The organism is Pseudarthrobacter sp. GQ63 (assembly GCF_059758765.1).
On the sequence record NZ_JCAXEF010000009.1, the window covers coordinates 15547 to 28929 of the forward strand.

The window sequence follows — 13383 nt, forward strand, 5'->3', positions numbered from 1 at the left end:
CGGACCTGCACGCACCGCAGGTCCGGGCAGCTGCCTGTCACCAAACATAAAGTCAGGAACACCATGCGAGCAGCAGTCCTCTATTCCACAGTTCCTCCTGGCACCAGCTACGCCGAAGCGCAGCCCTTGGTGGTCCAGGAGCTCAGCCGTCCCGAACCCCGCGCCGGCGAGCTGGGTGTCACCGTCACCTACTCCAGCCTCTGCCACTCTGACCTTTCGGTGGTGGACGGATCCCGCGTCCGGCCGCTTCCCATGGCGCTGGGGCACGAGGCCGTAGGGCGGGTGGCGGCGGTGGGTGAGGGCGTCACCGACGTTGCAGTGGGGGACCACGTGGTCCTCGTTTTCGTCCCCAGTTGCGGTTCCTGCCGTGCCTGCCTGGCGGCGCGGCCCGCGCTCTGCCACCGGGCCGCGGAGGCTAACGGCTCCGGTGACCTTCTGCACGGCGAGGCGCTGCTGCGCACGCCTGCGGGGGAGCGGATCAACCACCACCTGGGGGTTTCTGCCTTCGCGGATTACGCGGTGGTGGCCCGCGAATCAGTGGTGGTGATCGACGACGACGTCCCCGACACGGTCGCGGCGATGTTCGGTTGCGCCGTGCTCACCGGAATGGGAGCCGTCCTCAACACGGCCGCTATCCAGGAAGGCCAGTCTGTAGCCGTCTTCGGGCTCGGCGCGGTGGGGCTTTCGGCCGTCATGGCTGCCGCGCTCGCCGGTGCCTCCGCCGTCATTGCCATTGATCCGAACAAGGCCAAGCACGGACTTGCCATGAAGTGTGGGGCAACCGCGGTGGGGACCCCGGAGGACGCCACCCGCCTGATCGCGGAAGCCGCCGGTGACGGTGTGGACATCGCGGTCGAGGCCGTGGGCTCGGCCCGGGTGATTGCGTCCTGTCTGGGGCATGTGACGAGGGGTGGCGCGGTGGTCTCCGTCGGCCTGCCGCACCCCACCGCAGAGCTGACGGTGCCTGCGCTGCAGTTTGCCGGCGCGGGCAAGCGGCTGCTGGGCTCCTACATGGGCGACGCCGTACCGGACCGGGACATTCCCCTCTACCTGGGGTACTGGCGCGAGGGCCGGCTACCCGTTGAGCTGCTGCACACGGACACCAAGCCCCTGGCGGAGATCAACGAAGGCCTCGACGCGCTCGCCGCCGGGCAGGTGGTGAGGCGGCTCTTCCAGGCGTAAAACCGGTCCGGCGTCCACTACCACGGCGTCCACCACCTAAACTGCCGGCAGCTCAGGCGGCCAGCAGATCCTGGCGCTCCGCCACCTCGTGCTGAAGGGCACCGATCACGGCCTGCACCCGGGCGGACCGCAGCGACTCCGGGCGGGCCACTGCCCAGATGGGGACCTGGCGCTGGAACGCATCGGGGAGCACCGGAACGAACTCCGGGTTGCGGGCCACCATGAAGTTCGGCAGCAGCCCTATCCCGGCGCCCCGGCGCACCGCCTCTACCTGGGCAAAGATGCTCGTCGCCTGGAAGCTGGACTTCGGCATCGGCAGCTGCGAGGACCGGTGCCCCAGTTCGGCCACCTGGAGCGCCGACTCGACGTAAGAGACGAAGCCGTGCTGCCCCACGCCGTCGGGCGTTTCCGGCAGGCCGCGCTCCGCCGCGTAGGCGGGGCTGGCGTAAAGCCGCAGGAAGTAGTTGGTCAGGAAGATGGCCTGGGCGTTGCTCACGTCGGTGCGGCCCACCACCACTTCAAGGTCCACTCCGGAGCGGTTCTGGCTGACCCTGCGCGTGGCGCTCAACATCTCCACGTTCAGCAGTGGATGCCGCTGCTGCAGGCGGACCAGCGCAGGAGTCACGAATTCGGCGCCGAACCCGTCCGAGGTGCTGATGCGCACCATGCCGGACAGGGCGTCCCGGTCCTGGCTTGTGGCAGCGGCCAGTGAACCGAGTGTTTCCTCGATCCGTTCCGCCGCGGCGACGGCCGAAGCTCCGAGCTCCGTCAGTTCCCACCCGTGCGGGCTGCGCTCCAGGGTGCGGCCGCCCAGCTGCCTGTCGAGGGCCAGGATCCGGCGCGAAATGGTGGTGTGCGTTGTGCCCAGCGTTTCGGCGACGGCGTTGAAACGCCCCAGCCGGGCTACTGTCAGCAGGATCAGCAGGTCGTCCGGACTCGGTAGCTGCGCCATGCCTGCCTCCCACGGATGTGCATCAGTGCACATGCCATCTGTGATTTTTTGCCTTGATTGCACTATAGCGGGGTGTGATGGTGGACACAGACTTTACGGCCGCCGGCCGGAGACACAGCAAAGGAGCTTATGCCATGGCAGTAATCGGTTGGATTGGTTTGGGGAACATGGGCGGGTCCATGTCGGCGAACCTGGCAAAGGCCGGGCATGACGTGAGGGGGTTCGACCTCAACCCGGCAGCCCTGGCCGCAGCAGAGGCCGGTGGGGTCAAGCCCGCGGGGAGCATCGCCGAGGCCGTTGCGGGCGCGGACGCCGTGTTCACCATGCTTCCGAAAGGCGAGCACGCCAAGGCGGTCTACCTGGGCGGAGATGGGGTGTTGGCGCACGCCGATACGCGCACCCTCCTCATCGATTCCTCCACCATCGACATCGCAGCCGCAAAGGAACTGCACGACGCCGCCGCTGCCGCCGGCTTCCGCTTCGTCGACGCCCCGGTGTCGGGCGGGATGAGCGGCGCCAAGGCAGGAACGCTGACGTTCATGGTGGGCGGCGAACCGGACGCTGTGGCCGACGCCAGCCGCTACATCGAGCCGATGGCCGCGAACACCATCCCCACCGGAGGACCCACCACTGGGCAGGCGGCCAAGATCTGCAACAACCTGATGCTCCTGATCAACCTGGCGTCCACTGCAGAGGGCGCCGTGCTGGCGGACAGGCTGGGCCTGGACAAGAAAGTCTTCTGGGACATCGCCTCGGTTTCCTCCGGAGACAGCTGGGCCCTGCGCACCTGGTACCCCGTACCGGGTGTGGTTCCCACCGCAGCATCCAACAACGGCTTCGCACCCACGTTCACCGCAGAACTGGCGAACAAGGACATCGGACTGGCCATCAGCGCCGCTGAGGACACAGGAACGCCGCTCGAAATCGGCAGGCATGTGCAGCAGCTGTACCAGCGCCTCATTGATGCCGGTGACGCCGGCAAGGACTGCTCCATGATCATCAAGCTTGCCGACGGCTCGCTCGATGCAGCGAAGTAGCTGCCTCCGCGAACCCGCCGTCCACACCACAGCCATCTGAACGCCCTGGAAAGAGACCTTCGTGCACACCATTCCGCATTACATCAACGGCAGCCGCGTCACCGATGCCGAGCGCTTCGGCCCCGTCTTCAATCCCGCCACCGGCGAGCAGGAAAAGCAGGTGGCGTTGGCCTCCGCGGCCAGGGTGGAGGAAGCCATTGCCGCGGCCAAAGCCGCGCTGCCGGCGTGGCGGGCGGCGAGCCTCGCCAAACGGACCAACATCTTTTTCCGTGTCCGCGAAATCCTTAATGAGCGCAAGTCCGAACTCGCCGCCATCCTGACCAGCGAGCATGGCAAAGTTCTCTCCGATGCCGAAGGGGAGATCTCCCGCGGCCTTGAGAACATCGAGTTCGCCACCGGCCTGTCCCACATGCTCAAGGGAGAACGCTCCGAGCAGGTGTCCAGCGGTGTGGATGTCCACTCCGTCCGGCAGCCCGTGGGCGTGGTGGCCTGTATTACGCCGTTCAACTTTCCGGCCATGGTGCCGCTGTGGATGATCGGCAGCGCCCTGGCGTGCGGCAACACTGTGCTTTTGAAACCCAGCGAGAAGGATCCGTCCTCTGCCGTGTTCATCGCGGAGGTCTTCGCGGAGGCAGGGCTTCCGGCCGGGGTGCTGAACGTGGTCCAGGGTGACAAGGAAGCCGTGGACACCCTGCTCAAGCACCGGGATGTCAAAGCAGTCAGCTTCGTTGGATCAACACCCATCGCACAATCGATCTACAAGCGTGCAGCAGACCACGGCAAACGGGTCCAGGCCCTTGGCGGCGCCAAGAACCACATGGTTGTCCTGCCGGATGCGGACCTGGACATGGCAGCCGACGCCGCCATCTCCGCCGCCTACGGCTCTGCGGGTGAGCGCTGCATGGCGGTGAGCGTGCTCGTCGCCGTCGGCAACATCACCGATGACCTCGTGGCTGCCATCAAGAGCCGGATGGCCACCCTGAAGATCGGCCCCGGCACGGATCCGGCATCGCAGATGGGTCCGCTGATCACCGCGGAACACCGCGAGAAGGTTGCCTCCTACGTTGCCGGCGCCGAAAGCGAGGGGGCCACGGTGGTTGTGGACGGCCGGTCCCAGCAGTTCGACTCGAACGGGTTCTTCATCGGCGTCAGCCTGGTGGACCACGTCAAGCCCGGCATGAAGGTCTACGACGACGAGATTTTCGGCCCCGTCCTGTCCGTGGTCCGGGTGGACAGCTACAGTGACGCCGTCCGCCTGGTCAACGACAACGAGTTCGGCAACGGGGTTGCCATTTTCACCCGCGACGGCGGGGCGGCGCGGCAGTTCGAGTTCGACGTCGAAGCCGGGATGGTGGGCGTCAATGTGCCCATTCCGGTGCCGGTGGGCACCTTCTCCTTCGGCGGCTGGAAGAACTCCCTGTTCGGTGACACCCACATGTACGGGCCGGACAGTATCCGGTTCTACACCCGCGGCAAGGTAGTGACCACCCGCTGGCCGGACCCGGCAACATCAGTCATCGACTTGGGCTTCCCCCAGGTGGATTGAGCCAGCGGGTCGACTGATCGGACGGACGCCCGTTGTGCCCTAGCCGTCCATGATCTCGCTGCGGCGGGCCATGTACTCCTCAACGGACAGTTCCCCGTTGCTGTACTGCTGGTCCAGTTCCGCGAGCTTGCGCGCCCGGAACCCCTGCGGGGCCGACGGCGGCGGGGGAGTGGCGGGGGCAGCGGGCTGCTGCGGGGCTTCTTCGCGCTGGTTCTGACCGTACGGTTGCTGCCCGTACGGCTGCTGTCCGTACGGCTGCTGCCCGTACGGCGGAAACTGCTGGTCCGCGGGCGGGACAGGCTGGATTGGGGGCAGGGGCTGGCTGGGCGGCAGCGGCGCCGGCTGCCCGATCTGGCGGAAGCCGCCCGCGAGGTAATCCTGCTGGGTGAAGCCGTCCCGGGGCTGCTTGCTCTGCGGACCGTTCGAGCCAAAGCCCCCCGGCCCGGGGAACTGCCCGGAGCCCGGGAACTGGTCCGGGTACCGTCCCGAGAAGGTTTGCTCCTGGTCCCGGCGGGCCACAGACTTCCGGTACATCCGCATGGCCATCGGAATCACGAATGACAGGATGATGATCCAGAAAAACAGGTTGCTCACGGTGCTAAGCCTCTCGTGTGTGTCCCTCCAGCTTAACCCCGGCGCGTTAATACCGGGCTTAGTTCCGGATGCCGGCTGCCGACCCCAGCGGACCCTCGCCGGATCCCAGCGGAACGCCCGGACCAAAGACGGGACCCGGCGTCGGCCGTTTTGCCGTAATGCCGTCCCCGGACGACTGGTTGCGCAGCCGGCGCAGCACCCACGGCACAAAGTACTGGCGGGCCCACACCAGGTCGCCGGAACGGGCCTCCCGCCAGCTCCGGGCCGGGAACGGCTTGGGCTGGAGGGGCTGCAGGGTGTGCTCCACGTTCAGCGAATCCAGCACCATGGCGGCAATGGTGTGGTGGCCCAGGGGCGAGAAGTGAAGCCGGTCCTCGTCCCACATCTGGGGATCGCTGAGCTGGCGGAGCGACCACATGTCCGCAATGACGGCGTCGTGCCGGGCGGCGACAGTCCGCAGGTTCTCGTTGTAGATGGCAACCTTGCTGCGGATCCTGCCGAGTACGGACGTGCCGGTGTCCGGGCCGTTGAACAGCACCACCGTGGCGCCGCCCATCGTCAGGATCTGCACCACCGAATCGAGCTTTGCGGCGAGGACATCGGGATCCCCGCCCCGCCGCAGCAGGTCGTTTCCGCCCGCCGACAGGGTGACCAGGTCAGGCTTCAGCGCAAGGCACGGGGCGAGCTGCTGATCCACGATCTGCTGCAGCAGCCGGCCGCGGACGGCAAGGTTGGCATAGGCGAAGTCCGGCTGGGTCCGGCCCAGTTCCTCGGCAACGCGGTCCGCCCAGCCGCGGAACCCGCCCGGGCTTGAGGGTTCGGGGTCCCCGATGCCTTCGGTAAAGGAGTCACCCATGGCCACATACCGGCTCCAAGGGTGGGAGCCGGCGGTCATGGATGGGGTTTCGATGGCGCTTGTGTCACTCACGGTCCTATCCTGCCTTTCGCTTCCCTGGCTACGCCAACGTAGGTAGTTACCTGTGGGTAACTGGTATGAATGGAAACCATGACTGACGCCGAAGTATTTCCTGCCCCTGTTGTCCTGTGGTCCCATCCGGAGGACCAGCGTGATGGCAAGCCCTTGCTGGTGCTCCTGCACGGCTACGGCGCGAACGAACAGGACCTGCTGAGCCTGGCCGACATGCTGCCGGGCGGCTTTGCCGTAGCGTCCGTCCGCGCCCCCATCGCCATGGGCCCGGGCTTCACCTGGTTCCCGCTCACGGCGTCCATCGACTACTCGCTGGACCGCGTCAAGGAGGCATCGGCCTACGTGCTCGAGTGGATCGACGCCATCCGGGTGGGGCACCCGTCGGTAACCCTGCTCGGCTTCTCGATGGGCATGGCCATGGCCACCACCCTGCTGCGGCAGCGGCCCACCGACTTCGCCGCCGTCGTCGGACTCTCAGGCTTCGTGGTGGACGCCGGCGACGATCCCAGCTTCCGGGACAGCGAGCTGGACGGCACCGTGCCCATGTTCTGGGGCCGGGACCAGCAGGACCCCGTGATCACCCCGGACAAGATCGACTTCACCATGGCCTGGGTCCGCAAGCACGTCAAGCTCACCAAGGTGCTCTACACAGGCATGTGGCACGGGATCAACCAGCAGGAGATCGGGCACGTGGGCGAGTTCCTCACGCATGAGGTCCTGAAGAAATAGAACGTACGACGGCGGGCGGCGGCTTTGGCGGCCCGCCGGCGCCGGAGGCCCGCCTGCCCTGCCTGTCTTCCTGCCCTGTGGTGGCGGTCAGGCCTCCGGCGCGGCGACCTTCACAGTCTGGCCGTTCACCGTCACGGTGTCGCCATTGTGGAGCTGCCGGCCGCGGCGGTCGTCGATCTCTCCGTTGACCTTGACGAGACCGTTCTTGATGAGCTCCGCCGCCTCCACACCGTCCTCCACCAGGTTGGCGAGCTTCAGCAGCTGGCCCAGGCGGATCATGCTGTCGCGGATGGTGATCTCTTCAACATTGCTCATACAAGCAATGATGCCTGACGTAGGGTTGATTCAATGACTTCCAGCCCCCGCCTGCCGCTGCTCGCAGGCCTTCCACTCGCGGTGGGCGCGGGCCTCGCCATTCCAGTCCAGGGCCGGATTAACGGCGCCCTCGGCACCCGCCTCAATGACGGCATCGCCGCCGCGGTGGTGAGCTTCAGCACAGGGCTGGTGGTGATGATCCTGATCTCGCTGCTCCTGCCGCGGGGCCGGGCCGGCCTTGCGCGGATCCTGCCCGCGGTCCGCAGCAGGGCGTTTCCACGTATCTATGTTCTGGCCGGCGGCATCGGTGCGCTGTTCGTCTTCGCCCAGTCCTTCACGGTTGGCATCCTCGGCGTCGCCCTCTTCACCGTGGCAACTGTCACCGGTCAGACCGTCAGCGGCCTGCTGGTGGACAAGCTCGGTATTGGACCGGCCGGCCGGAAGTCGGTGACTGCCATCCGGGTCATCGGGTGCCTCCTGACCATCGCCGCCGTCGCCTGGGCTGTGTCACCCCGGTTCGCCGCAGCAGGCGGCACCCCGGGAATGCCAGCCGACGGCGGTGCAGGGCCGGACGGCCCCGCGGCGCTCCTGGTTCCACTACTCCTGCCCGTGGCGGCGGGGTTCCTGATGAGCTTCCAGCAGGCCATGAACGGGACCGCCACCATGCATTACGGAACACCGATCGCCGCCACGCTGGTGAACTTCGTTGCGGGTTCCTTTGTGCTGTGGACTGCCTACGCGGTCAAGGTTTCCGTGGCCGGACCCGGGAACCCGCTGCCCGCCGAGTGGTGGTACTACCTTGGCGGCCCCATGGGATGCGTGTTCATCGGCCTCGGCGCGCTGCTGGTCCGGAGCCTGGGCGTGCTGGTCACCGGGCTGGGCATGATCGCCGGGCAACTGCTGGGCTCGCTCGCCCTCGACGTGGTGCTGCCGGCTCCGGGAACAATCGTGGCTCCGGCCACGGTCCTGGGCACAGTCCTTACCCTCGCCGCCATCATCCTGGCCACCCTGCCCTGGCCCAGGGGCGCCCTGCGCAGATAACGCCTGCGCAGGTAACATCCGGGCAGGTAGCGGCCGGTAGGCTAGTACACGCAGCTTTTTCGCACTTTCCTTCACCCGCCCCGCCCTGCAGCCAGAGGTATCCCGCCGCTGGCTTCGCCGGGGCCAGAAACCGCGGACCGCACCCAGCGGCCCTGTAGAAATTGGAGTTACCCCCATGGCAGCAAAATCCGTACTCGACCAGGTCATCTCCCTCTCCAAGCGCAGGGGATTCGTGTTCCAGGCCGGTGAGATTTACGGAGGTTCGCGCTCTGCCTGGGACTACGGGCCCCTCGGCGCCGAACTGAAGGAAAACATCAAGCGCCAGTGGTGGCAGTCCATGGTCCGCGGCCGCGAGGACGTGGTGGGCCTAGATTCCTCCGTCATCCTGCCCCGCCAGGTCTGGGAAGCCTCCGGCCACGTTGAGGTCTTCTCCGATCCGCTGGTGGAGTGCCTCTCCTGCCACAAGCGCTACCGCGCGGACCACCTCGAGGAAGAGTACGAGGAAAAGAAGGGCCGCCCCGCCGAAAACGGCCTCAAGGACATCGCCTGCGCCAACTGCGGCACCCGCGGCGAATGGACCGAGCCGCAGGAATTCTCCGGCCTGCTCAAGACATACCTGGGTCCCGTTGCCAGCGAAGAGGGCCTGCACTACCTGCGCCCCGAAACGGCACAGGGCATCTTCGTGAACTTCAACAACGTGCTCACCACCTCCCGGAAGAAGCCGCCGTTCGGCATCGGCCAGATCGGCAAGTCCTTCCGCAACGAGATCACCCCGGGCAACTTCATCTTCCGCACCCGCGAGTTTGAGCAGATGGAAATGGAGTTCTTCGTGGAGCCCGGCACGGATGAGGAATGGCACCAGTACTGGATGAAGGAGCGCATGGCCTGGTACACCGGCCTGGGCATCCGGGAGGAAAACCTGCGCTTCTTTGAGCACCCGCAGGAAAAGCTGAGCCACTACTCCAAGGGCACCACGGACATCGAGTACCGCTTCGGCTTCCAGGGCTCCGAATGGGGCGAGCTGGAGGGCATCGCCAACCGCACCGACTTTGACCTCTCCACCCACGCCAAGGCCTCCGGCACGGACCTGAGCTACTTCAACCAGGCCACCAACGAGCGCTACACCCCGTACGTGATCGAGCCCGCCGCAGGCCTGACCCGCTCCTTCATGGCGTTCCTGGTGGACGCCTACACCGAGGACGAGGCTCCCAACGCCAAGGGCGGCGTGGACGTCCGCACCGTCCTGAAGCTGGATCCGCGCCTGGCGCCGGTCAAGGCCGCCGTCCTGCCGCTGAGCCGCAACGAGGACCTGTCCCCGAAGGCCAAGGACCTCGGCGCCCAGCTGCGCAAGAACTGGAACATCGACTTCGACGACGCCGGCGCCATCGGACGCCGCTACCGCCGCCAGGACGAAATCGGCACCCCGTTCTGCATCACCGTGGACTTCGACACCCTCGAGGACCAGGCCGTGACCATCCGCGAGCGGGACACCATGAGCCAGGAACGCGTCTCCCTGGACAAGGTGGAAGGCTACCTGGCCGCACGCCTGATCGGCGCCTAGCCATGGCCATCGAATACCGCGAATGGCGGGAAGGCGACGACCTGGCGCTGCTGGAAATCTGGGGCGACCCGGAAACCCACCAGGCCCGCCAGTTCCGTGGCGCGCTGGCACTTTCCTCAGCCGGGACCAACGGCACGCCGTGGCGGCGCTGCATCGTGGCCGAGGACGTGATCGACGGCGTCGGGATTCCGGTTGCCGCCGGCGTCGTCTACGAAGCTTCCCTGCATCCCGAACGGCTCTGGGCCTACATCGAGGTGGCACGGGACCACCGGCGCGCCGGCATCGGTGCCACGCTCCTGGCGATGCTGCGCCGTGAAGCTGAACACTCGCCGTCGGGCGTTACCAGGCTCCGCGCCAAGGTGGAGCCGGGCACCCCGGGTGCCGCCTTCGTGGAGGCTTTCGAGCTGGAACCCATCCAGCGTTCCCGTTTGGTGGTCATTGAACCGGGAGCCCTGCGGCTGCCGGTGTTCCCGGCCAAGGACGACGGCGGGGGGCCGGCCAACGACGAGAACGCAGGCTCCGACGTCGTGATGGACCTGGCCACGGGCTCCGTGGAACTGACCGACGTTGTGGGCAGGTACTACACCTCCATCCACGACTGGGATTCCCCCGGGATCCTGTCAATGGGCCAGGTGCAGAAGCTCTTCCTGGACGACCTCACCGGCGCCCACGGCGCAATTGTGCTGCGGGCCCAGCCTGAGTCGGCTTTCGGGGCAGGCGTTGCACCCAGCAAGAAGGGCCGGATCCGGGCCTTCGCCGTGAGCTACGCGGCGCCGGCCAATCCGGACGCGGCACCTGGCCAGGAGGATGCCGGGGCGGAAACGCCCACGGACGTCTTCGTTGGCCACGAGCCCGCCCTCGCGGCGGACGACGCTGCGGAAGCCGTGCGCGACATGCTCTCGCTGATCGCGTACCAGCACCCGGTCATGCTGGAACTGGACGATTCCATGACTGCCCTCCGCGCCGCCGTCGAACCCCTGCTCGAGAACGGCAAGGCACGCCTGGCGGGCGCGGAAACCCTGGTGGTTTCGGACTAGCCCCGCCCAACCCCGACCAGGTAGCGCTAAGTGTCGTTTTGAAGCCTCATAACGACACTTAGCGCTACCTCGTTGGGAAGCACGGGCCGAATCCGGGGGAACGGGTTTAGAGGGTCACCTGGACGGCCGATTCCGGCAGTAGCCTGCTGTAGTCCGCAGGCAGGGGAAGCTCCGCCCCAATGCTTTCGGAAAAGGCCTTCATCACAAAACCGGTAGTCAGCGTCTGCCACACCCCGACCTTGCGGAGCATGAAGTGGCCGGCACCCCTGAGGGCAACGTACTGCATGCTGGCGGCCTCGGCAGAGGCACGCCGGGCGAACAGCAGGGACGCCGAGGCGCTGGTCCACCTGTCCGTGGTTCCGTGCACAATGAGCACCTTGCGGTTGGCCACGCCGGACGTGGGAGTTGCAGGGTTGAGCCAGGGGGCAAGGGCGACGACGGCTTCCACGCCCGGGTGGTCCGCGGCGATCACAGCCGTGAGCCCGCCCATGGAATGGCCTACCAGGAACACGGGCACATCAGGGTGCTGTTCCCGGATCCGGGCGAGTGCCCAGCGGGCGTCCTGCAGCGGAGACATGTCCTGGCCATTCCAGCCGCGAACGCTGTTGCGGAGCGACCACACAGCCAGCCCGTGCTTCCGCCCGGACCGGTGCAGATGCCAGGCGAAAGGCACCATCCGTGCCGGACTAAGGTGCCTGGCCTCCACCGGCTCACGGCTTTGGGATTTGCCCCCGTGCAGGACCAGGGCCACTCCCCGGGTGGTACCTGATGATTTCCGGACGCTGAGGACTGCCTGCCGCCCGGCGCCGGGTGCTTCGGAAGGGCGCGCGCCGCCGTTTTTCTCAGTATTGCTGTTGGCCATACCTGGTACCTCCGAGTCCCCGATGATCCATTTATCAACCCTACGGTGCCGGACGTAGAGTTCACTGTATGAGGTTCTACAGCTGATGGGGTCCGGTCACTCCCACGCTTCCACAGGTCATTCGGAGCCAACGCCGCAGGCGATGGCCGCCCGGCGGAAGGCAAACCGCATCCTCGCGGCAGTACTCATTCCGCTGACGCTGCTCACCCTCGCAGGGATGGCGATGCTCTGGCCCTCGGGCAGCAAGGAGGGCATCTCCCTGGCCAACCCCTACTCCGCCGCGCCTGGTGTCACCTTCGATACCGGCACCATCCAAAGCGTGGTGACCGAAAACTGCATGCAGGGCATTGCCCAGCAGGGCCAGGGAGAGCCGGGCGAGGGAGACCAGGCCCAAACCCAGCAGGGCCAGCAGAGCCAGCAGGGATCCGACTGCACCTTTGCCTACACGGAGCCGGACAAGGGAGGAAGCCCGGTCAAGGTGGTGATCAACCCGGACGTCGCGAAGTCGCACGGGGTGAAGCCCGGTGACCAGATCCGCTACCTGAACCTGTCCAACGCCCAGGGCGCTTCCGCCTCCCAAGGTTCGCCCGCCTTCATCTTCGTTGACTTCGTCCGCACCCTGCCGATCGTCCTGCTGGCGCTGCTGTACGCGGCGGTGGTGATCGCGGTAGCCCGCTGGCGGGGCCTCCGCGCCCTGATCGGGCTTGTCGGCGCTTACTTCGTGCTGGCCAGCTTTATGCTTCCCGGGCTGGTGGAAGGGAAACCGCCGCTCCTGCTGGCCCTGGTGGGATCCACGGTGATCATGATCGGGGTGCTGTATTTCGCCCACGGCTTCTCGGCCCGGACCTCCACCGCACTGCTGGGCACCATGTTCGGGCTGGGCATCACCGCGCTCCTGGCGGCGTGGGCAACCGGCGCGGCGAACCTTGCCGGGGTGGGGAACCACGAGGCAACCACCCTGGTGAACACCTCCGCCAACATTTCCATCTCCGGCGTCATCCTGTGCGGGCTCATCATCTCCGGCCTGGGTGTCCTCAACGACGTGACCATCACCCAATCCTCCGCGGTGTGGGAACTGTACGAACTGGCGCCGGGCAGCAGTGCCAGGAAACTCTTTACCTCGGCCATGCGGATCGGCCGGGACCACATTGCGTCCACCGTGTACACCATCGCGTTCGCCTACGCCGGCGCGGCCCTTCCCATCCTCATCATCGTGATGCTTTACGACCGCCCGCTCGCTGACACGCTCACCAGCGCGGAACTGTCCGAGGAAGTCATCCGGACCCTCGTGGGCTCCATCGGACTGGTCCTGGCCATCCCGGTCACCACGCTGATCGCTGTGCTGGTGGTCAAGGCCACCGGCGTCCGGGCAGGAGTTTCGGAGGCGCAGGAGCCCCAGGCAGCGGAAACAGGCAGCCAGGGGGAGCCGGGCGTGGATGACAACGGGTCGCTGGCCGCAGCAGCCTTTGCCCGCCGGTCGCGGCTTTCCGCCGCTGAGCTGGAGGACGCACCGCCCACCAGGCGTGGGCGCCGGGCAGACCGCGGCTGACCACCTTGGTTGACCAGCACGTCCGGCAGCCCGATTTGCCCGGCTTTGCA

General features: G+C 66.8%; 13 protein-coding genes. 8 read left to right on the forward strand and 5 right to left on the reverse strand.

Annotated features, from left to right (window positions below; translation table 11 throughout):
* Positions 1–63: 63 nt before the first annotated feature.
* Entirely contained in the window at positions 64–1182 is a 1119-nt protein-coding gene (locus AC6CHP_RS14590) for a zinc-binding dehydrogenase (RefSeq protein ID WP_427115286.1), read from the forward strand.
* 52 nt (positions 1183–1234) lie between these two features.
* On the opposite strand, the gene AC6CHP_RS14595 is transcribed toward AC6CHP_RS14590, so the two are convergent.
* Positions 1235–2134, reverse strand: coding sequence for a LysR family transcriptional regulator (locus AC6CHP_RS14595; protein ID WP_427115285.1), 900 nt, complete (start codon positions 2132–2134; stop codon positions 1235–1237).
* A gap of 134 nt (positions 2135–2268) precedes the next feature.
* Here AC6CHP_RS14595 and mmsB point away from each other — a divergent pair, with 134 nt between their 5' ends.
* Positions 2269–3171 carry a 3-hydroxyisobutyrate dehydrogenase gene (gene mmsB, locus AC6CHP_RS14600; protein WP_427115284.1) on the forward strand — a complete coding sequence of 301 codons (903 nt, stop codon included), beginning with the start codon at positions 2269–2271 and terminating at the stop codon, positions 3169–3171.
* 61 nt (positions 3172–3232) lie between these two features.
* The gene (locus AC6CHP_RS14605; protein WP_498230655.1) at positions 3233–4717 is read left to right on the forward strand and encodes a CoA-acylating methylmalonate-semialdehyde dehydrogenase; all 1485 of its coding nucleotides are present in this window, start codon (positions 3233–3235) and stop codon (positions 4715–4717) included.
* 39 nt (positions 4718–4756) lie between these two features.
* Here AC6CHP_RS14605 and AC6CHP_RS14610 read toward each other — a convergent pair whose 3' ends face one another.
* Together AC6CHP_RS14610 and AC6CHP_RS14615 are read right to left on the reverse strand one after the other, a co-directional pair.
* Positions 4757–5311 carry an SHOCT domain-containing protein gene (locus AC6CHP_RS14610; protein WP_427115282.1) on the reverse strand — a complete coding sequence of 185 codons (555 nt, stop codon included), beginning with the start codon at positions 5309–5311 and terminating at the stop codon, positions 4757–4759.
* A gap of 58 nt (positions 5312–5369) precedes the next feature.
* The gene (locus AC6CHP_RS14615) at positions 5370–6239 is read right to left on the reverse strand and encodes an SGNH/GDSL hydrolase family protein (RefSeq protein WP_377090147.1); all 870 of its coding nucleotides are present in this window, start codon (positions 6237–6239) and stop codon (positions 5370–5372) included.
* Between the two features lie 78 nt (positions 6240–6317).
* Between AC6CHP_RS14615 and AC6CHP_RS14620 the strand changes: the two genes are divergently transcribed.
* The gene (locus AC6CHP_RS14620) at positions 6318–6968 is read left to right on the forward strand and encodes an alpha/beta hydrolase (protein WP_104185258.1); all 651 of its coding nucleotides are present in this window, start codon (positions 6318–6320) and stop codon (positions 6966–6968) included.
* Positions 6969–7055: 87 nt separating this feature from the next.
* Here the strand turns inward: AC6CHP_RS14620 and AC6CHP_RS14625 are convergent, their stop codons facing one another.
* Positions 7056–7283 carry an RNA-binding S4 domain-containing protein gene (locus AC6CHP_RS14625; RefSeq protein WP_104185257.1) on the reverse strand — a complete coding sequence of 76 codons (228 nt, stop codon included), beginning with the start codon at positions 7281–7283 and terminating at the stop codon, positions 7056–7058.
* A 33-nt stretch (positions 7284–7316) separates the two neighbouring features.
* Here AC6CHP_RS14625 and AC6CHP_RS14630 point away from each other — a divergent pair, with 33 nt between their 5' ends.
* The 3 genes from AC6CHP_RS14630 (at position 7317) to AC6CHP_RS14640 (ending at position 10922) form a co-directional block, all read left to right on the forward strand.
* Positions 7317–8324 carry a DMT family transporter gene (locus AC6CHP_RS14630; RefSeq protein ID WP_427115281.1) on the forward strand — a complete coding sequence of 336 codons (1008 nt, stop codon included), beginning with the start codon at positions 7317–7319 and terminating at the stop codon, positions 8322–8324.
* Positions 8325–8499: 175 nt separating this feature from the next.
* The gene (locus AC6CHP_RS14635; RefSeq protein WP_104185255.1) at positions 8500–9885 is read left to right on the forward strand and encodes a glycine--tRNA ligase; all 1386 of its coding nucleotides are present in this window, start codon (positions 8500–8502) and stop codon (positions 9883–9885) included.
* Positions 9886–9887: 2 nt separating this feature from the next.
* Complete coding sequence (locus AC6CHP_RS14640; protein WP_498230658.1) at positions 9888–10922, forward strand: GNAT family N-acetyltransferase; 1035 nt, start codon at positions 9888–9890, stop codon at positions 10920–10922.
* A gap of 106 nt (positions 10923–11028) precedes the next feature.
* Here the strand turns inward: AC6CHP_RS14640 and AC6CHP_RS14645 are convergent, their stop codons facing one another.
* Positions 11029–11784: an alpha/beta hydrolase gene (locus AC6CHP_RS14645; protein WP_498230660.1), complete on the reverse strand. Its 756-nt coding sequence runs from the start codon at positions 11782–11784 to the stop codon at positions 11029–11031.
* A 142-nt stretch (positions 11785–11926) separates the two neighbouring features.
* On the opposite strand from AC6CHP_RS14645, the gene AC6CHP_RS14650 reads away from it, so the two are divergent.
* Positions 11927–13333, forward strand: coding sequence for a YibE/F family protein (locus AC6CHP_RS14650; protein WP_498230662.1), 1407 nt, complete (start codon positions 11927–11929; stop codon positions 13331–13333).
* The last annotated feature ends 50 nt before the right edge of the window (positions 13334–13383 follow it).